Genomic DNA, 23,677 nt, shown 5'->3' with positions numbered 1-23,677 from the left:
TTATATTTTCGTTCCCTGACAGTCAGGGATCGGCGACCGCCTCGTCCGAGCGCGCTCGGACGGCGAGAGTTCTCGCATCGAATGGAGAGATTCAAGGGGCACGCCACAGCCTACACGAACGAATGCGCCACGATCACCTCATCACGAGCAAACAACTCTCTCGGGGGGACATCGAGACCGTTCTCGACTACGCGGCCGAGATCGACGCCGATCCGTCGGCCGTCGCCGACCGCCACGCCGGCACCCTGCTCGGACTGCTCTTCTTCGAACCGAGTACGCGGACGAAGATGAGCTTCGAGACCGCGATGAAACGACTCGGCGGCGACGTCGTCGACATGGGTCCGGTCGAATCCTCGAGCGTGAAGAAGGGAGAGACGCTCGCCGACACCGTCCGCGTCATCGAGGGCTATGCCGACGCACTCGTCCTGCGCCATCCCAAACAGGGCGCGGCGACGATGGCCAGCGAGTTCGTCGACGTCCCGCTGTTGAACGCGGGGGACGGCGCAGGCCATCACCCGACCCAGACGATGCTCGATCTCTACACGATCCGAGAGAATGCCGGCCTCGATGACCTGACTATCGGTATCATGGGCGACCTGAAGTACGGCCGAACCGTCCACTCGCTGGCCCACGCGCTGACGAACTTCGATACCCAACAGCACTTCATCAGCCCTGAGAGCCTCCAACTCCCGCGAGAGGTCGTTTACGACCTCCACCAGCGACAGAACGGGACAGGGATCAAGGAACACGACGCGCTCGAGGACGTCCTGCCCTCGCTCGACGTCCTCTACGTCACGCGGATCCAGCGCGAGCGGTTCCCCGACGAGAACGAGTACCAGAAAATTGCCGGCGAGTACCAGATCGACGCCGACACGCTCGCGGCCGCGAGCGACGATCTGACGGTGATGCACCCGCTGCCCCGCGTCGACGAGATCGCGCCCGAGATCGACGATACCGACTACGCGGCGTACTTCGAACAGGCGCACAACGGCGTTCCGGTCCGGATGGCGCTGCTCGACCTCCTCTTGAGCGAGGACGAGTCCATCGGAGGTGAGGACGATGAGTAGCGATCACGATCACCACGACGGCAACGACGACCACGAGCTGCGGGTGAGCAAGATCCGCGACGGCACCGTCATCGATCACGTCCACGGCGGGCAGGCGCTGAACGTCCTCGCGATTCTGGGCATCGACGGGACCAAGGGCGAGGAGGTCTCCGTCGGGATGAACGTCCCCTCCGATCGGCTCGCTCGCAAGGACATCGTCAAGGTCGAAGGCCGGGAGCTGAGCCAGGACGAGGTCGACGTCCTCTCCCTGATCGCGCCCGACGCGACGATCAACATCGTCCGGGACTACGACGTCGTCGAGAAACACCGCGTCGAACGTCCCAACGTCGTCGAGGGCGTGCTCTCCTGTCCCAACGCCGGCTGTATCACGACCGGCGACGAGCCCGTCACCTCGCGGTTTTCGGTGCTCGAGGACGGCGTTCGGTGTTCGTACTGCGAGACGATCGTTCGCGACGAGATCGCGTCGCTGATCGACACCTGAAGGCGAGTCGATGCGGTGGTCGGCACGATTTTCTCGCTGAGATTACTATCCAGAATACCTAAGTATTTGCCGGCCGATTCTTCGGACGTACATGTCACGTACCGTCAAGATTGCGCTCGCCCTGTTCGTCATCGCCGTCCTCTACAAGGTCGCGTTTAGCGGCTCGTCGGACGTCGAAGTCGACTACGAACCGACCGAAGAATAGCGCCCGATTCCGAACGGCTTACGGGGACGGCGGCGTACACTGAGCTATGTACGGCGTCGTCACCCGGAACGCCGAGGAAGTACGGTGGCCGGAGTTCGACCGCGGCTTCTACGAAGTCAAGGACGTGACCGGCCGGTCCGCCGAACCGATCGCCGACGGGGTGAACATGGTCTCCTGTTTCGGCGACAACGCCGCCGCCGACGCCGACCCGTCGCTGATTCCCGTCGACGACATGGGACGGCCGGCCGACCGTGAACGGTCCTACTTCGACTGGGCCTACATCTGTCCCTCCCGCGAGGACTATCGACAGGGGCTGCTCGACGTCATCGACGACTGCGTTGCCGAAAACGAGGACGTCCGCCTCGACGATATCGGCTTCCCTCGCGCGGAGTACTGTCGCTGCGGCGTCTGCGAGCAGGCGTTCGAAGCGAGCGAGTACGACGAGCGCATGGCGTGGCGGGCGAGCGTCATCACCGATTTCGTCGCGGAGGCGGTCGAGCACATCCCCGGGACGGTCTACATGACGCTCTATCCCGACCCCTACCCGGGCCATCTCTACGAGCGCGCCGGCATCGATCTCGAGGCGATCGCGGAGTACGTCGACGAGTTCGTCGTCCCGCTGTACGACACGGCCTATGGGACGACCTACTGGCTCGAGACGATCGCGAAGGGGTTCGAGAGCGCGCTCGAGACGCCGTTTAATATCGAGTTGTACGCTGTAAACATTGACGTCGACAACCTGATCCACGCGACCGAGGTCGCCGAGGAGTACGCCGAGGGGGTCTTCTTCGGCTACGAGGCGAGCAAGGGGCGCGCGGCCCTGCGCCGGATGCAGGCCGACGAGCGCGAGGGCGTGACGCACGGCGAGCCGGGTGGCGATTCGGAGTCCTGACGGGGCGGTATACCGACGCGGCTCGCGGGGTTCGATCCCGCCGTTCGTAAGAGACTATTACGTACCAGTATAGCGCGCTTATCCCTGAACACCGCGACATGACGCGGTAGTTATCGCCGCGCCGGACGCCCGGTCTGGAGCCGGTCGTTCACGAGTGATTGGGCCGCGCGACCGACTGGAACCGACGACGCCCTTTATTTGCGTCTCGGTTGCCTGCAGTCGTGACCGAGGATCGACGACCGCGGATCCTCAGGTGATGATTATGAGAGAGCAACAGACCCAGCAGTCCACCGAGACGAACACGGAGCAGATGGCGGAGTCCACGATGAATCAGAGCCGGCAGGCCATGGAACAGCTGATCGACCTCCAGCGGAACGTGGCTCGGATGACACTGAGCGCGCTCGAGTGGCAGGAGACCGCTCAGCAACAGGGCCTCGAGATGACGAAATCGATGCTCGAGAACGTGCCGGGCCCGCAGTTCACGGAGTCGATGATGCGGAGCTATCTGCAGGGGATGGAAGCCGTCATGCCGGAGATAGAACAGGTGATGGAACGAGGCATGCAGGCCGCTACCCAGCCGCAGATGGCCCAGATGGAGCAGATGGGGGACCAGATGCAGGGGATGGGAGACCAGATGCAAGGGATGGGAACCCGAAACCAGATGACCGGTCAGGGCCGGATGACCGAGCAGGGAATGAGCCAGCGCGGGACGAGCGGCGGGATGGAGGGCCAACAGATGGGCGGCCAGCGAACCGGGAGTCAACAGATGGGCGGCCCGATGCGAAGTCAGCAAGGAATGAGCCGACAGGGGATGACCGGCCAGCGAACCGAGCAACAACAGACCGGTGGAGAGATGCGGTCACAACAGGGAATGGGCGGCCAGCCGCAAATGCAGACACGGGCTCAGATGGGGGGACAGCAGGGCCAGAGCGGTCGCTCGCAGTCCAACCAGTATCCACAGACCGGCGAGTGGGTTACGCCACAGGAGTACGGCGGCGAATCGACCAGTGCGTCGGGCTCCCAACAACGGCCGATGACGGCATCGCCCACCCACTCGAGCGGAGCCGAGTCCGGGCAGTTCGGCGGCCAGTCACAGGGGGGCGGCCCTGACCGATCGCAGCGGGGATCCGAAGGAGGTCCCGCATCCGGACGGGACCAGTTCGAGCAGGGGCACCAGGGGGAACGGCAGTCCCAGTCACAGGGGTCACAGCCGCGAACTGGGGCGCGACAAGGTCCCGGACAGCACGGCAGTCAGCCCCAAAGTGACCGGGCTCGGCGCGGGAGGGCGTACGACCAGCCGACGCAGCGCCAGCAGTCGTCCCCGGAACGGACCGAACAGGGCCGCTTGCGAGACCAGTACTCACAGCGGATCGACACCGACCGCCGCGAGGGCGGAGAGCGGGGACGACAACGACGCGGCGACCAGTCGACCATGCGCGACCGACCCGATCCGCGGTCGGATGCGGACACCGGCCGCGATCAGGACCGCGATGAAATGAACCGGTCTCCCGAGCGACGGGCGATGGAGGAAACGGACGTGACGTCGGAGCAACCCCAGCGGCCGACCGAGGAGAGTCGCGGCAACGAGGAGCGAGGCTCGAACCAGGAGTAAGCCGCGGTCCCACGCGCTTCGTCTCTCGACTTCCCGCTCGAGGTCCGTCCTGCCACCGATCACGGTGGTTCGAGCGGCGGTCAGCGTCGCCGAAACAAAAACGGAATTCGGGATGGGGGTCGCGACCGTCGGCTGGTGGGGTCGGAAGAACCGAAATTATCGCGTATTGTCGTCGTCGCCGATGAGGTCGTCGTCGTCATCGTCGCTCATCAGGCCGTCATCGTCGTTGTCGTCACCCATTAGGCCGTCATCGTCATTGTCGTCGCCGATTAAGCCGTCGTCGTCGTTGTCGTCGCCGATCAAGCCGTCGTCATCGTTCGTTCCCCGCCTATCGTTGTCGTCGCCCATCAGGCCGTCGTCATCGTCGTCTCCGATGAGTTGATCGTCGTCATCGTCGCGGATCACGCCCTCGTCGTCCCGGCCGCTGATATCGTCTTCGTTCCGGTCGATCCCGCGGTTCTCGGTTCCGGTTCCTGCTCCAGTCCCGGTTCCAGTGTCAGTCATTCCGGTATCGCTACCCGCACCTGCACCGCCACCGGTCGCTCCCGTATTGCGACCGGAGAGGTCGCTCTCGAGGTGGATTTCGTCGTCAGTTACGCGACTGACTGCCTCCTCCTGGAGCGGATATGTGCTCTCGCCGCTATCGCTCCAACCGAGCGTCGCTTTGATCGAGTCAGTGATTCCCGGATCCGGTTCGACGTGGGCCGTGCCGTGTTCGACGTCGGCGACCATTCCGACCTCGTCACCATTGGCGTTGACGACGCGCTTGCCGACATCGTCGTCGGTAAACTGTGGGGACATTGCACTCTAATTAACGGTCGATTCGCGCAAGGCCGTGGTGCTTGCGGGTGCTTGCGAACGTGTCTGATCGAGTGACGGATCGAGAAACGAACCGAGCGACGAACGCGAGGGGGTTACTCGAACTCGGGGTCTCGATCCTCGAGGAAGGCGGCGACGCCCTCCTCGTGGGCGTCGGACGTCCGAGCCTGTGCCTGGAGCAGGTTCTCGTAATCCAGCGCCTCGTCCCAGGAGCGACCCAGGTTCTCGTTCATGGCCCGTTTCATCATCCCGATCGTGGCCGTGGGGCCGTCGGCGAGTCGCTCGACGGTCTCGGCGACGCGGTCGTCGAGTTCCGCCGCGGGGACCGCCTCGTTGACCAGTTCGAGGTCGGCCGCCCGCTCGGCGTCGAAGAACTCGCCGGTGAAAGCCAACCGTTTCGCGGCCCGCAGCCCGACGATGTGGGGAAGCATGACGGTCCCGCCGGTGTCAGGGATCAGCCCGACCCTGACGAACGCACAGGAAAACGTCGCGTCGGCGGCGGCGTAGGCGATATCGGCGAGCGCGACGAGCGAGAGCCCCGCGCCGATGGCGTCGCCGTTGACCTTCGCGACGATCGGTACTGGACACTCGAGCATCGCCTCGACGACGCGACCGAAGGTCTCTGTGACCTCCTCGTAGGCCGCCCGCGACGAGTCGGGAGTCTCGGCCAGCGACTCGAGGTCGCCGCCGGCGCTGAAGGCCGCTCCCCGACCGGTGAGGACGATCACGTCGTTCTCCTCGGGAGTGGTGGCTTCGATCGCGTCGGCCAGTTCGTCGGCCGTCTCCGTCGTCATCGCGTTGAGCGCGTCCGGCCGATCGAACGTCAGCCGGAGAACGCCGTCGTCGCTGTCGATCTCCATGTCGCAAGCGTCGGACGCCCGGCTCTTAACTCTTCGAGCACCGTCCCGTCTCCGCGAGCCCGTTCCGTCTTCGCGAGCCTCGTTCCGCCTCCGACGGCGTCGCCACTGTCCGAGGTCGGGCGGTCGGCGAAAAGCATCGAGTCAGGCCGTCAGGCTGATCTCCGGATGCTCGACTGACTCAGTTCGTCGGCATCGGCGGTGCGGCGGTGTTCTCTTCGGTCACGTTGAGTTCGGAGGTGACCAGCGCGCGGTAGGCTCGGCGGAGGCGTTCGGAGAGCGCTTGATGGGAGATGCCCAGTTCCTCGGAGAGCTCCTGCATCGAGACTTCGCGGGGGATCTCGAAGTAGCCGTGATCGATCGCCGCGACCAGCGTCTCATACTGGCGGGTCGTCAGCCCGCACTGGGAGTGGGTCTCTTCGGCGAGATCGAAGAGGCGGACGATCGTCGGCGTCACGTCGTTGCCGTCGAGCCGGTCGTACAGCGAACTCACGCTCTCGCGGTTGACGACGCGGATGCTGAGCAGCCACGTGCCGTTCGACGCCGAGGCGCTCAGTACCGTCCCGTTCTCTTCGAGAATGATCTCGAACGGGTCGACCGTGTCGGGCTCGAACTCGATGTCGTAGAGCCAGCGGTCCTCGTCGCTGCTGATCTGGGAGTAGTTGCCGATCGCCGAGGCCTCGTCGAGCGCCGATTCGATCTCCGGTTGGGAGGGGCCCGACAGCCAGAGTCCGTGGCCGCTCGAGGCGATCACCCGCTCCATTTCACACGTCAGCGAGGGGACGGCCTCGAACAGCTCGCCGGTACCGGTTCCGTCGGCCGGAATCTCGATGTCTGCGATGGATGTCATGAGTCTCACCCGTGGATAGAACGACGACATCCATAACCCCACTTCCAAACCACTTAGAGGCGGTTAGAGCGAATTACACGCGATCTGATCGGTTCGAGAGCCAGCGTCTCGACAGCGCCGCGAACGCGGCAGTTCAGCGACGGCGAGGGGTGCCGACCAGCAACTGGACGGCGACGACGACGATCACGGCGACGGCGAGCAGGGCGAGCGCGACCGGTACGATGGCGTCGATTCCGCGGGCGATGAACGAGACGCGGATCTGGGTCGGCATGGTCCGCGGCGTGTACGCGACCATCATCGTCGCGCCGAACTCGCCGATCGCCCGGACGAACGTCAGGACGATCCCCGCAGCGATGGCGTTTCGCGCGAGCGGCAGCGAGACCAGCCGTACCGTCCGGAGTCGACCGTACCCCATCGTCCGCGCGGCCTCCTCGAGGCGGGGATCGACGCCGTCGAAGCCCGCGCGGGCGGTGACGACGAGAAACGGCGCGGCGACGAACGTCTGGGCGAGGACGACGCCGGCGCGACTGTCCGTCAGTGGCACTCCGAGCGCGGCGGCGGCCGCGCCGATCGGCGTGTATCGGCCGACGACGGTCAGCAGCATCACGCCGCCGACGATCGGGGGGACGACGAGCGGGAGCAAGACGAGGGCTTCGACCAGGCGCTTGCCGCGAAACGAGGCCCGCGAGAGGACGTACGCCAGCGGCACGCCGAAGACGGTCGCGATGGTCGTCGAAATCGGGGCCGTGACCAGCGAGGTCCAGATCGCGTCCCGGACCGTCGGATCCGCGAGCCCGGCGACGACGTCGACGTCCCGCATTCGGGACAGAAAGACCGCGAACGGGACGACGAAGTAGGCGAGCAACACCGCACCGAGCAGCGCCGGCACGGCGAGTCCGTCCGGGAGCCACTCACGACCCGCGTCGAACCGAGCGATATCCGTATCGGCCTCGGGCGAACCTGCCTCCCGTCCTGACCCACCGTTCCGACTCCGTTCGACGCGGCTCACGGCTCGATCGCCTCCGGTGGCTCCCCGTGAAATCGGGGCAGCGAATCGTCGACGCGCAGGCCGTGCTCGGCGAGCAGCGCGTCGTTTTCGAGCAGGAAGGAGACGAACGCCCGGCCCGCGTCGGGGGTGTCCGCGTCGGTTCGAACCGTCGCGTTGTAGACGACTGGCGATCCCTCGACCGTGTGGCCGCTGTCAGTGGTGTAGCTCGCCCGCGCATACCGGTCGGCGAACGCCGGATCGCCGAAGTTGTAGGCGTCGTCCAGCCGTCGGACGCCGACGTCGCGCTCGGCCGCCATGTTGCCGTAGGCGACCGCACAGGCCCGGTTGCCGTTCTCGAGGCCGGCGAGCAGTTGGGGTTCGTCGGGGACCGTCGCGACTCTCTCGGCCATCGCGTCGCGAAAGCCCTCGAGGCCGTGTTCTCGCTCGGCGAGTTCGAAGAGGAGGAGCGCACGGTAGCCCAGCGGATCGAGGTCCGGATCGCTGATCGCGATCGCGTCCTCGTCGGCGTCCGCGAAGACCTCGTACCACGGCTCGCCGGCCGCGAGCCGTTCGCCGAGGGCCGTCTCGGGCGCGTAGGCGATCACGACCTCGTTGGCCGCGAACTCGGCGTCCCAGTCGGTGTGAGCGGGATAGAGTCGGTCCCGAAGGAGTTCGGCGTCGGCACCGATCACGACGTCCGGATACTTCGTCCCGTCCTCAACTAGTCGCAACACGGCGTTGGTCCCGTAGTACTCGCCAGCGTACTGCAGCCCCGTCTCGGATTCGAACGCCGGGCCGACACCGTTCTCGAGGGCGACGGCCAGACTGCCCGCGGCGAGCACGCGAACGCCGGCAGTACCGCCGAGACAGCCCGCGGTCCCGACCAGCCCCGCAGCGAGCCCGCCCGTTGTGGCGAGGACGTGTCGGCGGCTCCCCGAGACGGATCCGGTGCAGCCGTCGCGACTGTGCATACGTCCCGTTGGATCTCCGGCATAAATACAACTGGTTTCGGTTCCTATATTGTGGGAAAACAACCGAAAGTGGTTACGCTCGCCGATCGTCGTCGCACGAAATCGACGCTCAGCTATCGCCGCCACCGGCCGTTTAATCGACTCAGGCGTCAGGGTCCGGGTCCGAGTCCGGATCCGGTCCGTCAGTCGACCGGTCATCGGTCGGTCGCTCGAGCCCCTCGAGCGAGCGGATCGTTTCGACGAGGTCGTCGATCGAGTCCTCGCCGCGTCCGATGACGGGGCCGCTGACCGCGGAGGAGTCTCGATCTCCGACGAGGATCGTCGGCAGCGGCGACTCGGCGAACCCTTCGACCAGGACGGTGTCGTACCCGCGTCGGGCGAGGCGCTCGAGGGTGCTCGCGAGCGCCCGAACCTCGGGGTCGTCGGACTCGAGGAGCGACTCGTCGCCGTCGGGCCCGGGCGGGTCGCGCTTTCCGCGCGTCGTGATGTCGAATGTGAGTTCGGGCGTCACGCCGACGACCGTCTCGGCACCCGCGGTCCGGTGGCGGTGAGTGTCGGTCCCCGGCGTATCGATCTCGACGTCGTGATGAATCGACTTGACGGTCGCGACGCGGCCGTCCGCGGCCAGCCGGTCGACCAGCGCCTCGACGAGCGACGTCTTGCCCGCGTCGCTCGGTCCCGCCAGACAGACGACCCGTAGCCTCGAGTCCTGACTCATACGTGTGCATCGTCGGTTGTCGGTTCGCGGGGAAGACCCGTTCGGATGGCATGTCGCGGCGTTCCGATCGCGGCACGCCGCGTCGCCGATTCCGGTCGATTACGGTCCGCCACTACCGCGCGACGGCCATCACCCACTCGTCGGGGGCCCGCCTGTAGACCTCGTATTCCTCGAAGGCGTCGCCGGGCGCGCCCTCCCGATCGACCGCCGAGACAATTTCGTTCGCGAGCGGCGACGGGTCGTGGTCGTTGATCAGGTAGAACGTCTCGCCGGGCTCGGTCGCGCGGAACTCCTCGGTGGCCTGCTCGTGGCGGATCGGCTTCGGCAGCCCGCGCAGGTCGAGCGCGTGGTCGGGCACCGAGCGGTCGCCGATCGACTCGAGCCGCTCGCGGACGGCCGCTGCCAGCTCGAGCGTTTCCGGCGGCACGCCGTCGCCGAAGTCCCGGACCCGCTCGTCGAAGGGGAGTTCGCACAGCACCGGTTGGTCGAGTTCGGCCTCGACGTCCGCGTCCGGAAAGAGGTCGTGTTCGCGGCCGCACTCGCAGGTGAAGCCGCGCATGTTGACGACCGTCCCCAGCAGCGGGACGCCGTTCTCCTCGAACAGCGTGGCGCTGCGGGCCGTGTCGTCGACGCTCGTCGGGTGGGGCGTACTGACCAGCACCGCGCCGTCGATCGGCAGCGACTGCAGCGCCGTCAGGACGATGTCGCCGGTCCCCGGCGGCAGGTCGATCACGAGCGTATCGAGGTCGCCCCATGCGGTGTCCTCGAACAGTTCGCTGACGGCCTCGTGGGCCATCGCGCCCCGCCAGGCCAGCGGCTCGTCGTTCGCGATGAGCCCGACGCTCATCGCGGTGAGATCGCCAGTATCGATCGGCTCGGCGTCGCCCTCCGCGTTGGCCGAGACCGGTCCCTCGAGGTCCAGCAGTTCGGGCACGTTCGGTCCGTAGAGGTCGGCGTCGAAGATGCCGACGTCGCGGTCGGAATCGGCGGCCAGCGCGCGGGCGAGTTGCGTCGAGACCGTCGTCTTCCCGACGCCGCCCTTGGCGCTGGCGACGGCGATCACGGTGTCGACGCCCGCCGGGCCGTCGATGCCGTCGTCCGCGGCCGTCTCGGGCGTCTCGCTCTCGACCGTCGCCCGTTCGACGCCGGGGGTCGAAAGCGCCCGTCGGCGGAGCGCCTCGGTGACGTCCTCCGCCGTCGGCTCGTCGAACCCGGTGAGATCCGCGCCGATCCGCACGGCCCGCTCGTCGACCGAGACGTCGGTCACCAGCCCGGACTCGAGTACGCTACTCCCCAGATCGGGGTCGTCGACGGCGTGCAGGCCGTCTCGAACGCGCTCTCCGAGGTCGTCGGTCGGGACGTCGTCGGGAACGATATCGTGTTTCGCCATGTTACCAGGCCTCGAATTCGTCGGCGTCTTCGTCGGGTTCGCGCTCGGTCATCAGCGTCCCGCCGTAGGGGCGGAAGTCGAGGTCGTACGCGTTGGCGACCGAGTCCAATTCGTCTTCGCGTTCGGCGATCACCGCGGTGTCGAACTCGAAGGCCTCGACGGCGGCGACCAGTTCCTCGTCGCTCACGCGTCCCTCGGCGTACCCCGCCGCGATTCCGTCGCGGAGGATGTCGGCGTTGCGACGCAGCCGCTTCGCCTCGTCGAACCGCTCGCGCAGGTCGTCGTCGAGACCGCCCCGGTCGAGCGGAATCGCCTCGAGCGACTCGGTGGCCCGCCGATCGAACTCGTCGGCCATCTCCAGCAGTTCGACGACCTGGTCCCGCGCCGAGAGCGACCGCCAGGCGTCGCGGGCGTCGTCGGGGACGACGGCGTCGACGGCTTCGGTCCACTCCGTCGAGCGCTCGACGTCCTCGAACGCCTGCGCGACGAACGCGCCGACGTGGTCGTCCGGAATCGTGACGCCGAGCGACTCCTCGAGGCCCGATCCCGCGGCGCTGCTCTCGGTCGTACAGCCCTCGTCCGGGTCTCGGTCGTGGTTCGCGTGCGATTCGTCCGTCGCGTGTGGCTCGTCCGCGGGTGTGCTGTCGAGTTCGTAGGTCATCGTCGATCACGCTGTCCCTGGGTCAGCCCGTCGATCGAGCCGGCCGGCCCCTGCCGGCGTCCCGGACCGGGACCCTGCCGTTCTCGCTCCCGCCGCGATCCCGGTCCGCCGCCGGGCGCGGCGTCGCCGTCCAGTCCGGCGTCGATCTGCTCGGGGTCGACGCCGCGGGCCGTCGCGAGCGCCCGCTTCGCCGACCGTCGCACGTCGTCGCTGCGGTCGTTCAGGCCGTGGCGCTCGAGGACCTCCTCGGCCCGATCGGTTCCGAGGTCGCCGAGGCTGGTCGCGGCCTTCGCCCGGACGAACGCCTCCGGATCGCGGGCCAGCACCGCGGCGAGGATCCGAACGGTCTCGCCGACGTCGTCGGCGTACTCGCGCAGGTAGTCGGCCGCGTACTCCCGAACGCCGGAGTGGGGGTCTGTCTTGATCCGTTCGATCAGTAGCTCCTGCGACGCTGCGCCCGTTTTCGACAGGGCGATGACGGCGTTGCGCCGCACCCAGCCGCTGTCGTCCTCGAGGGCCGCGCGGAGGGGCTCCTCGGTCCCGGGCGCGGCCCGCGATTGCGCGACGACGGCCTCGGCGCGGACCCACTCGTGATCGTCGGCCAGCGCCGGTCGGATCGCCTCGGCGGCCGCGTCCGCCCCGCTCGAGTCGGCGGCGCTGGCGGCGAGCCCAAGCGCCTCGACGGCGAACTGTCTCACGTCCGCCGAGTCGTCCTCGCGGACCACCTCGGCGAGTCCCGCGATCGTCGCCGGTGTCAGGCCGCCGTCGTCGGCCAGATCGACCAGCCCGAGCGCGCCGCGTCGGCGATCGCGTTCGCGATCGGACTCGAGTCGCGATCGGAGCGTTGCCTCGTCGTCGTCGGGTGCCCGGCCGCGGGCACTTCGGTTGGCGTAGTCGGTCATTCTTTGAGCCTCCAGTAGCTGACGAGCCACGCCGCGACCGTCGCGATGACGAGCGCGGCGGGCCAGTTCGTCGCGGCCCCGGCCAGCCAGAGCGCCGAGTCGGTCGCGCTGGTCGCGGCACCGCCGTCGTCACCGTTCGTCTCGTTGCCGTCACCGCCGTCGTCATCATCTGCCGCGCTGAGCGTCCCGTCGTCGGTGTCGAGGGTGAGGAACTGGTACGACAGCGACTTCTCGCCGTTGGCTTCGTCTGCGTTCCCGTCCCAGACGGCGTACGTGAGATACATCTGCTCGCCGTCCTCGAAGGCGGCGTCGTGTTCGCCGCTGGCCTCGTGCTCGCGCTGGAACACGACCGCCCAGCCGTCGTCGGTCCGCTCGCCGTTCGCCGCGACGGGCTGAGTCTCCGCGTTGGTCAGCGAGCCGTAGCCGGTGGCGTAGTAGTTCTGCCCGTACCGGTTGTAGCTCGACTGCGAGAGCGGGTTTCCGGCCGCCTGTCCCGGCTTCGTCTGATTGTCCGGGTGCGGGTACGAGTACATGTCACCGCCCGGATCGGACTCCGAGTGCTGCCAGCTCGAGCGCCAGTACCAGATGTTGACCGGATCCCCGTTCGCGCCCATGGTGATCGGCGGCTCGCTCCCGCTCCGGAGCATGATCGCCGCGGCGTCGCTGTAGGCGTTGGGCTCGTTGATCTCCGTGTCCGCGGTCGGGTCCTCCCACTCCATGCGGAAGGCGACGTGCGTGTCGTTGGTCACCGCCTGCACCGTCACGTTGTCGACGCTCCCGCCGCCGTACGGGGGCACCATCTGTTGGTTGTCGAGCGCTACCGTTTCGGTCGGCGCGTCCTCCCACGCGGCGGCGTTCGGCTCCGAGGGCACCTCGTTGACGGAGCTCAGCGGCTGCGGGCCGACGGTGAGGACGGTGACCACTGCGACTTGGAGCATCATCATCAGGCACAGCACGATCGCGGCCAGCTGCGTCGCGCGCCGCGCCGCGTTGCGGTCGATCGAGACCGGTCCGATCTCGACGGACCGCGAGCTCACGGGGCCTCACCTCCGTTCGCTGCGTCCGCCGAGACGGTCGGATCGGGATGCTTCCCGTTATCGTAGCTCACCAGCGCTTCGACGAGGTTCGCCGCGGCGACGTACGCGTCTTCGTCCGTCGCCCGTCGCAGGTCGTGGGCCAGCGCCGGCACGAACTCGACGAGGTGATCGGCCAGCACCGTCGCCTCGGCCTTCTCGACGCGCTCGGCCGCGACGGGCTCGCCCGACTCGAGCGCGACGGCCCGCTGGCCGGCGAGCACCTGCGCCAGCTCGAGTTCGGCGGCGACGTGATCCTGACGCTCGGCGAAGTCGTCGCTGGGCTCGAGGCCGAACTCCTCCATGAGCCCGACGACGGTCGCGATCCGGCGCTGCTCGCTGCTGATCTCGTCGCGGGTCGTGTAGTGGGCCTCGTAGGGGATCACCGCGTAGGTGCCGTCGTCGCTGGGGAGGCCGAACAGCTCGTTGTAGGCCGACTCGAGGTCCGCGACGGGCGTCTCCTCGAAGGCCTCGAGCAGCGCGGTCGCCTCGTCGGCGACGGTGAGCCGTTCGGCGGCGCGTTCGATCCCCTCACGGGCCTCGGGGTCGAGCAGTTCGCGAACGGTATCGTTGGTCGGGTAGGTGAACACCGCGGCGGCGGCGCAGTACAGCGTGGCCCGCGCGGCGTGGTACTCGGACTCCGTTGTGGTGTTCGGTGTCATTGTCCTATGGCTGATTGGTCCACATCTCGCCCTCGCGGACCTCCATCTCCTCCTCGAAGGGCATGTCGACGACCTTGTTCCCCTTGCGGTCCCACCCCTTCACGCGGTGTTCTTTGACGGTGTAGGTCTCGATGAGGCGGGTGGTCGCGCCGAACAACTGGAGGATGCCGAGCACGTGGTGGCTCGGGTTCCGGACGCGGTCCTGGACGATCTTGATCGACTCCTCGAAGGTGCTGCCGGGCCAGTCGTTGCGCTTCTCCTCGGTGTTCGGCGTGAACATCTGGGTGAGGAACTCCGGCGGCACGTGGTACGGCGGCATGTAGAACACCTGCGGCCGGGTCCCGAACTGCGGGTACAGCGGGAGCGCGATCTTCTCGTCGCTCTTGGCGAGGTAGTTGACCGGGCTCCGACCGGCCGCCGCGGACGTGTTCCCGTTGGGGTGGCCGGCGTCGGGACCGCGATTGATGTTCCCGTGGAGGCGCGTCTTCCCGATACAGGAGGAGACACACCGCGGAACGTTCCCCTCCTCGATGCGCGGGAAGCAGCCGACCGGCTTCTCCGAGACGCCCGTCTCGGGGTTGTACATCGGCTTGTGGTACGGACACGACTTCACGCACTTGCGGTAACCCCGACACCGCTCCTGGTCGAGCAGGACGATGCCGTCCTCCTCTCGCTTGTAGATCGCCTTCCGCGGACACGCCGCCAGACAGGCGGGGTTCTTGCAGTGGTTACAGAGCCGCGGCAGGTAGAACTGCCACATGTCGTGGTACTCGTCTTCCTCGAGGTCGCTCTCGACGACGTCGCCGGTGGGGTACTCGCCGTGGACCTGATCGTCGCCCAGCGCGGGGTACTCCCACTCCTCTTTCTGCGCGACGTACCCTTTGACTCGCTCGCCGTCCTCGGCGGCCTCGAAGATCGTCTCGTCTTTCCCCAAGTCGTCGAGCAGGCGCATGTCCCAGCCCATCGGGTAGCCGCCGTAGGGCTCGGTCTCGACGTTCATCCACCACATGTACTCCTCGCCCTCCCCGCTCGTCCACGTGGACTTACAGGCAAAGGAGCAGGTGTTGCAGTTGATACACCGGTTGATGTTGATGATCATCCCCCAGTGCCAGTCGCGCTCCTCCTCGCGGTGTTCGTACGGATAGCTGTGCTCGCGCCCGAGTTGTGGATTGTATGTTTCCGGCATCAGCTGTCACCTCCCTGCAGCGAACCGCCGATGTAGTCCTGCACTAACTCGTCTTTCCGCGCGTCGCCCGGCCACCAGTCCGCCTCCTCGTACTTCTCGACTTCCACGAGGTCGTCCCGGTTCGTGCCGGTCGGTGCCCAGACGGTCTCTTCGTACCCGTGCTCGAGTTCGGCCCCCTTCCACGCGATGTCGTCCTCGACGTGTTCGGAAATGTTCGGATCCCCGAAGACGGCCTTGTGAACGAGGTCGTCGGTCTCTTGGGCCGGATCGAGCCAGATGTTCGTCGTGACGTTGTACCCCTTCACGCCGTCCTCGTTCTCCTCGTCGTCGGGGAACTGCTGGGGCCACCAGCCGTGCCAGAGGGTCAGTTGGCCCATGTCGCCGGCCGAGCGCGGCCGCTGGCGCTCGCTGACCATCACGCGGACGACGAGGTCGCCCCGTTTACCGCTGATGCGAACGTAGTCGCCGTTCTCGACGTCGATATTCGCGGCGTCTTCGGGGTGCATCTCGACGAACGCCTCGCCGAGCGGCGGCGTCTCCTCCGTCTCGCCCTCGCCCTGCGGGAACGAGAAGTCGTCGACCAGCCGCTCGGTCCCCTCAGGGTCGGCGTTGGTCGACCCGAAGTCCCGCGACGACCAGATCAGGTTCCAGTCGGTCATCCCCCACGAGGAGTGGGTCCGGTACTTCGGATGGGGCGTGTTGTAGTAGAACTGATACTCCTCGTCGTGATACAGCGGGTTCTCCTCGTCTTTCGCCTCGTCCCACTTCTTGTTCACCCCGTAGGGCGTCCCCTCGGGGCTCTCGATGTGATCCAGATCGGCCCGGCCCAACTCGAGGAAGCGGTCTTCCTCCTTGTGGAACTCCATGCGGCCGGTTTTGGTGTAGAACGGCCGGTCTTCGTTGATCTGGGAGTAGAAGGGAATCCGCGGATACGTCTTCAGCTGGAGCCGTTCCGGGCCGTCCTCGATGTCCTCCACGTCGATGTCGCGGGTCGTCATCCCCGCGTCCAGCGTCTGCTGGATGTAGTCGCGGACGTCCTCGTCGTCGTCGAGGAACTTCTCGAAGTACGCCCGGTAGGAGTCGACGTTGCGCTCCTCGGGTGGGATCTTCTCGTCGAGTTTCTCCGCGACCATCGCGATGGCTTCCCCGTCCTGTTTCGTGTCGTAGATCGGGTCCATGACGCCGTGGTCCATGTGGATGAAGGGGTTCTCCGGCCCGACGGTGATGTCGGGGTAGTCGCACTCGAGCCAGGAGGGGACCGGGAGCACGATGTCCGCGTGGCGCGCGGAGTAGGTCATGTGCATGTCCGAGACGATCGAGAGCTCGTTGCTCGTGTCGGGATGCTTGACGAAGTTCTCGATGACGTGCTCCTGATGTTTGGTCTGGTTCAGGAGGTTGCAGTTCATCGTCCACAGGATCGTCGGCTTCGACATCGTGTACGACTCGGCGTTCGTCGGCACCACCGGCTCCTCGGCGTCGCCCTGTGGCACGAGATCGAGTTCGCGGTCGAAGTCCCCGCGGATCTCGTGGGCGTCTAGCTTCTCGCCGCCGAAGAAGGCGAACGCGTAGCCGGGATACATCCCGTGGGCCGAGTTCCCGTCGGGGTTGACGTAGGAGGGGTAGCCGTCCAGCAGTTCGATCTTGTACTGGCCGGAGTAGTTGTAGTAGCCGGCCCCTCGCTCGCCGATGTTGCCGAGCATCGACTGGACGAAGAAGATCGTCCGCTGGAGCGAGTCGTTCGAGTGGAACCAGTGGTTGATCCCCTCGCCGGTGAACCACTGCCCCTTGTCGGCAGCCGCGAACTCCCGGGCGGTCGTCCGGAGCGCGTCGGCCGGGATCGTCGTGATGTCCTCGACCGTCTCCGGATCGTAGTTTTCCAGGATGTTCGCCTTCTGGCGGACGAAGTCGGTGTGGACGCCCACCGACTCCCCGTCGGCCAGCCTGAGGTCAGTGTCGACCTCGAGCTGAGGCGTCGCCGGCATCTCGTCGCCCACTTCTTCGCGGGTGACGGGGACCGGGTCGCCGTTCTGATCGAGAGCGACGAAGTCGCCCCAGTCGTTCTCCTCGTGGCGTTCCTCGCTGTCCTCGGCGGGCGGCTCGTGGTCCGGGAAGACCTCGTGTGCGCGGAGGTACTTCCCGTCGTCCTGCCGGATCAACAGCGGCAGGGTCGTGAACTTCCGCATGAACTCCGCGTCGTACAGCTCCTCGTCGATGATGACGTGAGCCACGCCCAGCGCGAACGCGGGGTCGCTGCCCGGCCGAACGGGCAGCCAGCGGTCGCACTTCTGGACCGTCGGCGAGTAGTCGGGGTAGACGCCGACCATCTTCCCGCCGCGCTCGCGGGTCTCCTGGAGGAAGTGGTTGTCCGCGAGCTTGTTGTGGATCAGGTTCTTCCCCTGAATGATGGTGTAGTCAGCGGCCCGCCAGGCCGACGCGTCGGCGTCGCTGGTCTGATAGCCCGTCGTGATGACGTGGCCCGGCGGCAGGTCGGCGTACCAGTCGTACTCCGTCCACTCGCAGCCGCCGAAGATCGAGGCCAGCCGTCGCCCGGCACCGTGGCGCGTGATCAGTCCGTCCGACTTGATCGCGTTGAAGATGTGGAACCGCTTCTCGTCCTCGAGACTCGCCATCTTCTCGGCGATCAGGTCGATCGCCTCGTCCCAGGAGACGCGTTCGAACTCGTCCTCGCCGCGCCCCTCCGGGTTGGGGTCGTCGGGATCCCAGCCCTTACGGACCATGGGATACTTGATCCGGCTCGGTTCGAACGTCCGGCGGTGGAGCGTCAGCCCCTTCATGCACCCGCGCGGGTTCCAGTGGCGACTGACGCCCGCTTCCTCGTAGCCGCCGGGACTCCCCGGACCGGGGCTTCCCTCCTCTTCGTGGTAGATCTGCTCGGCCCTGATCGGCACCCCGTTTTTCATGTAGAAGTTCAGCGCACACGACTGCGTACAGTTGGGGTGACAGACCGTCCAGTCGACCCTGTCGTACGAGTAGATGTCGTGATAGACCTGTTCCCAATCCCGGTTGGGATAGGATTTGAGGGGGTTGTCGACCTGCGTGATGGTGTCGACCGATTGCGTCGCTCCCCACGCGGAGCCGAGCAGGGCACCGACCGACCCCGTCCCGGCGGCCGCCAGGAAATCGCGTCGCGAGAGACTCATCGCCGACCACCTCGTGTGGCGGAGCGTTTCGGTAGCATGCAGGACGACCTTGCCGCTACACTCTTTAACCGAGCCCGCACGTTCCCACGCGTTGAGCACGCTACCGCTGAAATCCTGCTAATAGGGGGTCTTTATATGGGAACCGAACCCGACGACGGACGGCAGTCGCTCGGCGATCGATCAGACGCCTCCGTCTCGAGAAAGAGCGGACGAGTATCGTCGGCCCCGGTGGTACCTCAGCTGCTCGAGGATCCCATTCAGAACAGTTCGACCCGAATCCCATCGGCCTCAAGGTCGTCGGCGAACGCCTCGGCGTCGGTCTCGATCGGGTCGAACGTGTCGTAGTGCTCGGGCAGGACCAGTTCGGGCTCGACGCTACGGGCGAACGCCGCAGCCTCGCTGCGATCCATCGTGAAGTGGCCGCCGATCGGCGGGACGAAGACGTCCGCGGTGATCGACTCGTGATGCTCGAGGAAGACCGTCGTCCCGTCGATCGTCAGCAGGAGGCCGATCACCTCGCCGTCGGCGTGGAACGGCATGCCGTCGTCGTCGAGATGGTCCCCGTCGGGGTCGTTGTACGCCGGAACCGTCTCGACGTTGATTCCGTCGACCGTCGTCTCGCCCGAGTACGGGAGGTCCACGACGTCGCGGTCGAGGTCGCTCGTGTCGACGGCCTCGTATATCGCGACGGTCGCGTCCGGCCCCGCGACGGCTTCGATCGCTGCCGGATCGTAGTGGTCCATATCGTCGTGCGTGACGAAGACGATATCGCCGTCGCCGGATTCGTCCTCGAGTTGCTCGCCCCACGGATCGACGTAGATGACGGTCCCGTCGGGGGTTTCGAGACGTTTGCTAGCGTGGCCCGGTCGCTCGAACGTGATTCCCTCGTAGGTGGTAGACATGATCGTCTCGGATTCTATGGGAAGATCGCTCTTATAGCTCGGCGTCGTCGCCGACCGCGACGGCAGTAGGAGTCCGTTTAGTCGGCGACTGCGAGCGCGTCCCGCCGGAGATTCCGGACGAGTAGTGGACGTTCGTCGCCTTGCGGTCGTACCCTTCGGGTCAGTGCAACTGTTGCACGCCTCGCCGCCGCCGCGGTGCTCGATTAATTCACTGCTAAGTCTCGAGCGATCGGCGCCAGACCACCCCTGAGCGGGCGCTCCACGCCGATATCGGTGCACGAATCGGCCGGATACTGCGACGGTTTCGGGAGGAATTACGCCGCGTATACGTAAGACCGATCGTCGGCGACGGAGAGCCGTGACTTCAGACGATTCACGCAGTCGGCAGATCGGGCGCAGATCGTATCTGAGCGGTCTCGCCGGACTCGGGGTACTTTCGATCGCGGGCGTGGCGTCCGCACACCCGCTCGAGGAGCATTACCGGACCGTCGTCGACGTGGTCGAGGAAGGGGCGGACAACGAGGGGAACGAGTCCGTCACGCCCGTCCTGCGGGACCTCGTGGACGACGACACGCTCCTCGAGTTCCCGGCGGGGCGGTACTACATGGACGAACAACTGCGGTTCACCGACTTCGAGAACGTCGGGTTCGTCGGCGAGGACGCGACGCTGGTCCCGGCGAGCTACCACGAGTTCGACGGGCCGCAGTATCGACTGTTCCGGCTGGGGACGAGCGATAGGCCCGGCCGCGACCTCCGGTTCGAGAACTTCGACGTCGATCAGACCGCCGACGACACGGGGATTCGAGTCATCAGCGCCGAGGTCGAGGACGGGCTCTCCGTGCGGCGGGTCACGATCCGCGGCGTCCACGACAGCGGGACGTGGGGGCCGGGCCTGTTCAACGTCCTCGACTCCGACGGCGAGGGGCACGTCTACTCTTTCCGCGCGTCGGACGGCGGCGTCCACGTCGACGAGACCCCCAACGAGGAGAACATGTGGCGCGGCCCGACCGGCATCATGGTCAACGGAACCCATCGCGGAACGCTCGTCTTCGAGAACTGTAGCCTCGGCGGCTTCCCGGACAACGGGCTGTACGCGTCGAACGAGACCGGACGAATCGACGTCGACGGCGGCTGGTTCGAGAACAGCGCCACCGCGTCGATCCGCCTCGCCGGTTCGGTCGGTGTGATCAGGGACGCGGTCGCCGCCGTCACCGAGAACCCGCACGGTGCGAACGGGCAGCACGCGATCCGGCTCGACGGCGGAGCGCGATTCGAACTCAAGGGCGTCACCGTCGACGTCCCGCGGCCGAACGGCGACGCGATACGAGTCATGAACGACGTCGAGGAAGCGACGATTTCGGACTCGGAGATCACGGTCGGGCACCGACCGAACACCGGTATCCGGCTCGATCCCGCTGCCGGACCGCTGACCGTCGAGAACACCGACATCGAGATTCACGGCAGCGCCAACGCGGTCCGGCTACTTGGCGGGGACGGCCCCGGTGCCGATATCGAGGACGTTCGCATCACCGGCGACGCACCGGGGACCAGAAACCGCCACGCGATCTACTGCGAGCGCGACGACTGTCGGTTCGTGAACCTCTCGGTCAACCAGCCGGGGGACGACAAGCGGCGCGGACTCGAACTTCGGGGCGAGGACTATCTCGTCGCCGACAGCGAGTTCGAGACGACCCACACGCCGATCGTCGTTAACGGCGGGAGCGGGGTCCGGATCGAGAACTGTTCTGGCCGGTCGCTCGAGGCCGGCAACTCCCTCCGCATCACGAGCGACTCGGGGTCCGTGTCGCTCGCGAACAACGAGTTCCCGGACGGTGTGCGCGACGATCGGTAACTGCGCTGGTCGCTTCGCTCGTTACGGTGTCCCTCATAGAGGCGGGCCGGGTGTGATTTGAACTACGCCGAGACGTTCCTGCTCGCTCGTTACACTCGCTCGCGGGCTTCGACTCGTCTATTTCAAATCCCTTCGGATCCGTGACCTGCTGCTCACGATATTGTTCGCAGCAGGAAATCGGGCCGGGCGCGATTTGAACACATGGTCACACGGTCGCTCACTTCGCTCGCGCTGCGTGTTCCCTGCGATTCAAATCGCGATGACCGTTTTGCCACTCGCGAATTTGCTCGTGGCAAAAGCGGGCCGGGCGCGATTTGAACACGCGACCGTCTGATTAAGAGTCAGACGCTCTGCCGGACTGAGCTACCGGCCCTGTACCTCCGACTTTCCCTCGGTCGTTCAAATACGTTTCCCTTGGCAGGCAGCGTGGCAGTGATCCACGCGGGACAGTCATCGCCCTCGAGTCGTCCGATCGGGACTCTCACAGCGTAGTAGGCTTCGGGACCGTTAAGTGCGACCGGTCCGACCACTCGGGCATATGAGCACGGGGGTTACGATTTCGTCCATTTCTGACTACGCTATCTTGGGCTGTGGGAGCGTGGGGTACGCGGTCGCGGAGGAGCTCGTCGAACAGGGGAAAGACGTCTCCATCATCGACCGCGACGAGAGCCGCGTCGAATCGCTCCGAGATCAGGATCTGGACGCCCAGACGGCCGACATCCGCGAGTCCGAGATCGCCGACCTAGTCGTCGACCGCGACGTCGTCCTCATCCTCGCCTCGGACGTCGAATCGAACAAACGCGCCGTCGAGCACATCCGCAACGCCGGTGACGACCAGTTCATCGTCGCCCGCGCGAGCGATCCCGTCTCCGGTGACGAACTCTCGGAACTCGGGGCCGACATCGTCATCAACCCCTCCTCAGTCATCGCCGAATCCGCCCTGCGGGCCCTCGAGTCCGGCGAACTCGAGTACAATGCAGGCAAACTCGCCGAACTGGTCGAGGAGACGACGACGCGGCTGGCGATCATCACTCAGGACAGTCCGGATCCGGACTCGATCGCCAGCGCGGCGGCGTTGCAGGCGATCGCGACCCACCTCGGCATCGACTCCGACATCATCTATCTCGGCGACGTCGGGCATCAGGAGAACCGCGCGTTCGTCAACCTGCTCGGCATCGACCTCGTCCAGTGGGACGAGATCGAGGATCACTCCATCTACGACACCGTTGCCCTCGTCGATCACACGACCTCGGGCGAGATGGAGCTCCCGGTCGACATCGTCATCGATCATCACGAGGCGGAGACCGAGGACGGCGTCGAACCCGAGTTCGTCGACATCCGACCGAACATGTCCTCGACGTCGACGATCATGACGAAGTACATCCAGGAGTTCGATATGAACGTCTCCGAGGAGGTCGCCACCGCCCTGCTCTACGGCATCCGCGCGGAGACCCTGGATTTCAAACGCGACACGACTCCCGCAGACCTGACCGCCGCGGCCTACCTCTACCCGTTCGCGAACCACGATACCCTAGAGCAAGTGGAGTCGCCGTCGATGTCCCCCGAGACCCTGGACGTGCTCGCGGAGGCGATCACGAACCGCGACGTACAGGGCAGCCACCTCGTCTCCAACGCCGGCTTCGTCCGCGACCGCGAGGCGCTGACCCAAGCCGCCAGCCACCTCCTGAACCTCGAGGGCGTCACCACGACCGCCGTCTTCGGGATCGCCGACGAGACGATCTTCCTCGCCGGGCGCTCGAAGGACATCCGCATCAATATCGGCAAGGTCCTCGCCGACGCCTACGGCGAGATGGGCGAGACCGCCGGCCACTCGACGCAGGCCAGCGCGGAGATCCCGCTCGGCATCTTCACCGGGATCGAGATCTCGGAGGACACGCGAGATACGCTGCTCGAGCTGACCGAAGAAGCGGTCAAGCGGACGCTGTTCGATGCGATGGGCGTCGAAGGCGGCGGCAGCGACGGGTCGAACGGGAGCTAGCGCGGCCTACGCGAGCAGTTCGTCTTCTTCTTCGTCGGGATCGCGAACGCGCTCGACGACGTCGTTGATGAGGATGACGTCGCCGACGGCGCGAACCCAGCGGTAGGGAACGATGAGGCCCTTCCCGCTGCGGGCTTCCTCCGCGAACAGCTCGGCGTTCAAGTTCGCCAGTGCCAGTCCGGTGACTGATTGGCCGTCGACGTTCAGTCGGAGATCCTCGACTTCGCCGACGAAGACGCCGTTGTTCGAGTACACCTCGCGGCCGACGAGGGACGTGATTTCTTGGGGTGTGTCGTCCATAACTGGCCTCATGCGTGGCGGACTCTTAACTTTTGGTCAGACGCGACAGTCACCGGACCGAATACGACGCGTCCGATTCGCTCGAGTGCCGGGCTGAACCGGGGCGGGTCCCGACCCGGTCGGTACTCG

The 23,677-nt window shown here is 66.3% G+C and carries 21 protein-coding genes and 1 tRNA gene; 6 read left to right on the top strand and 16 right to left on the bottom strand.

Going from position 1 to position 23,677, the window contains the following annotated elements; genetic code table 11:
* Window positions 1-122 precede the first annotated feature (122 nt).
* From pyrB to LDH66_RS14840, 4 genes are all read left to right on the top strand, one after another.
* On the top strand, window positions 123-1,067 hold the full coding sequence (gene pyrB / locus LDH66_RS14855; protein WP_226481847.1) for an aspartate carbamoyltransferase: 945 nt from the start codon (window positions 123-125) through the stop codon (window positions 1,065-1,067).
* Window positions 1,060-1,548 (top strand): aspartate carbamoyltransferase regulatory subunit, encoded by a 489-nt coding sequence (pyrI, locus tag LDH66_RS14850; protein ID WP_226481846.1) that lies wholly within the window; start codon window positions 1,060-1,062, stop codon window positions 1,546-1,548. The genes pyrB and pyrI overlap by 8 nt, the downstream gene beginning before the upstream one ends.
* Window positions 1,549-1,799: 251 nt before the next feature.
* Entirely contained in the window at window positions 1,800-2,645 is an 846-nt protein-coding gene (locus LDH66_RS14845; protein ID WP_226481845.1) for a hypothetical protein, read from the top strand.
* Between the two features lie 262 nt (window positions 2,646-2,907).
* A complete protein-coding gene (locus LDH66_RS14840) occupies window positions 2,908-4,257 on the top strand; it encodes a hypothetical protein (protein ID WP_226481844.1) in 1,350 nt (449 codons plus the stop codon).
* A gap of 156 nt (window positions 4,258-4,413) precedes the next feature.
* On the opposite strand, the gene LDH66_RS14835 is transcribed toward LDH66_RS14840, so the two are convergent.
* From LDH66_RS14835 to LDH66_RS14770, 14 genes are all read right to left on the bottom strand, one after another.
* Window positions 4,414-5,058: a hypothetical protein gene (locus LDH66_RS14835; RefSeq protein WP_226481843.1), complete on the bottom strand. Its 645-nt coding sequence runs from the start codon at window positions 5,056-5,058 to the stop codon at window positions 4,414-4,416.
* Between the two features lie 113 nt (window positions 5,059-5,171).
* Complete coding sequence (locus tag LDH66_RS14830; protein WP_226481842.1) at window positions 5,172-5,936, bottom strand: enoyl-CoA hydratase/isomerase family protein; 765 nt, start codon at window positions 5,934-5,936, stop codon at window positions 5,172-5,174.
* 178 nt (window positions 5,937-6,114) lie between these two features.
* Window positions 6,115-6,783: a helix-turn-helix domain-containing protein gene (locus LDH66_RS14825; RefSeq protein ID WP_226481841.1), complete on the bottom strand. Its 669-nt coding sequence runs from the start codon at window positions 6,781-6,783 to the stop codon at window positions 6,115-6,117.
* A gap of 133 nt (window positions 6,784-6,916) precedes the next feature.
* Window positions 6,917-7,720, bottom strand: coding sequence for an ABC transporter permease (locus LDH66_RS14820; protein WP_226482022.1), 804 nt, complete (start codon window positions 7,718-7,720; stop codon window positions 6,917-6,919).
* A gap of 68 nt (window positions 7,721-7,788) precedes the next feature.
* Complete coding sequence (locus tag LDH66_RS14815; protein WP_226481840.1) at window positions 7,789-8,742, bottom strand: extracellular solute-binding protein; 954 nt, start codon at window positions 8,740-8,742, stop codon at window positions 7,789-7,791.
* A 142-nt stretch (window positions 8,743-8,884) separates the two neighbouring features.
* Window positions 8,885-9,460 (bottom strand): molybdopterin-guanine dinucleotide biosynthesis protein B, encoded by a 576-nt coding sequence (locus LDH66_RS14810; protein WP_226481839.1) that lies wholly within the window; start codon window positions 9,458-9,460, stop codon window positions 8,885-8,887.
* A gap of 112 nt (window positions 9,461-9,572) precedes the next feature.
* A complete protein-coding gene (locus tag LDH66_RS14805) occupies window positions 9,573-10,850 on the bottom strand; it encodes a P-loop NTPase (protein ID WP_226481838.1) in 1,278 nt (425 codons plus the stop codon).
* 1 nt (window position 10,851) lies between these two features.
* On the bottom strand, window positions 10,852-11,511 hold the full coding sequence (locus LDH66_RS14800) for a hypothetical protein (protein ID WP_226481837.1): 660 nt from the start codon (window positions 11,509-11,511) through the stop codon (window positions 10,852-10,854).
* Complete coding sequence (locus LDH66_RS14795) at window positions 11,508-12,413, bottom strand: HEAT repeat domain-containing protein (RefSeq protein WP_226481836.1); 906 nt, start codon at window positions 12,411-12,413, stop codon at window positions 11,508-11,510. Before LDH66_RS14795 ends, LDH66_RS14800 begins: the two co-directional genes overlap by 4 nt.
* On the bottom strand, window positions 12,410-13,450 hold the full coding sequence (locus tag LDH66_RS14790) for an ethylbenzene dehydrogenase-related protein (RefSeq protein WP_226481835.1): 1,041 nt from the start codon (window positions 13,448-13,450) through the stop codon (window positions 12,410-12,412). Before LDH66_RS14790 ends, LDH66_RS14795 begins: the two co-directional genes overlap by 4 nt.
* The gene (locus LDH66_RS14785; protein ID WP_226481834.1) at window positions 13,447-14,148 is read right to left on the bottom strand and encodes a TorD/DmsD family molecular chaperone; all 702 of its coding nucleotides are present in this window, start codon (window positions 14,146-14,148) and stop codon (window positions 13,447-13,449) included. Before LDH66_RS14785 ends, LDH66_RS14790 begins: the two co-directional genes overlap by 4 nt.
* A 4-nt stretch (window positions 14,149-14,152) precedes the next feature.
* Window positions 14,153-15,334, bottom strand: a complete 1,182-nt coding sequence (locus LDH66_RS14780; protein WP_226481833.1) for a 4Fe-4S dicluster domain-containing protein — start codon at window positions 15,332-15,334, stop codon at window positions 14,153-14,155.
* A complete protein-coding gene (locus LDH66_RS14775; RefSeq protein WP_226481832.1) occupies window positions 15,334-18,495 on the bottom strand; it encodes a molybdopterin-containing oxidoreductase family protein in 3,162 nt (1,053 codons plus the stop codon). Before LDH66_RS14775 ends, LDH66_RS14780 begins: the two co-directional genes overlap by 1 nt.
* 257 nt (window positions 18,496-18,752) lie before the next feature.
* Entirely contained in the window at window positions 18,753-19,397 is a 645-nt protein-coding gene (locus tag LDH66_RS14770; protein WP_226481831.1) for an MBL fold metallo-hydrolase, read from the bottom strand.
* Window positions 19,398-19,803: 406 nt separating this feature from the next.
* Here LDH66_RS14770 and LDH66_RS14765 point away from each other — a divergent pair, with 406 nt between their 5' ends.
* Window positions 19,804-21,249 carry a hypothetical protein gene (locus LDH66_RS14765; RefSeq protein WP_226482021.1) on the top strand — a complete coding sequence of 482 codons (1,446 nt, stop codon included), beginning with the start codon at window positions 19,804-19,806 and terminating at the stop codon, window positions 21,247-21,249.
* 299 nt (window positions 21,250-21,548) lie between these two features.
* Here the strand turns inward: LDH66_RS14765 and LDH66_RS14760 are convergent.
* Window positions 21,549-21,622 (bottom strand) — tRNA-Lys (locus LDH66_RS14760).
* A 165-nt stretch (window positions 21,623-21,787) separates the two neighbouring features.
* Here LDH66_RS14760 and LDH66_RS14755 point away from each other — a divergent pair.
* Window positions 21,788-23,248, top strand: coding sequence for a DHH family phosphoesterase (locus LDH66_RS14755; protein WP_226481830.1), 1,461 nt, complete (start codon window positions 21,788-21,790; stop codon window positions 23,246-23,248).
* A 6-nt stretch (window positions 23,249-23,254) separates the two neighbouring features.
* Here the strand turns inward: LDH66_RS14755 and LDH66_RS14750 are convergent, their stop codons facing one another.
* Window positions 23,255-23,548, bottom strand: coding sequence for a PRC-barrel domain-containing protein (locus LDH66_RS14750; protein WP_226481829.1), 294 nt, complete (start codon window positions 23,546-23,548; stop codon window positions 23,255-23,257).
* Window positions 23,549-23,677 lie beyond the last annotated feature (129 nt).

Source organism: Natrinema amylolyticum (assembly GCF_020515625.1).
GTDB classification, from domain to species: domain Archaea; phylum Halobacteriota; class Halobacteria; order Halobacteriales; family Natrialbaceae; genus Natrinema; species Natrinema amylolyticum.
This window is presented reverse-complemented; position numbering and strand designations above follow the sequence as displayed.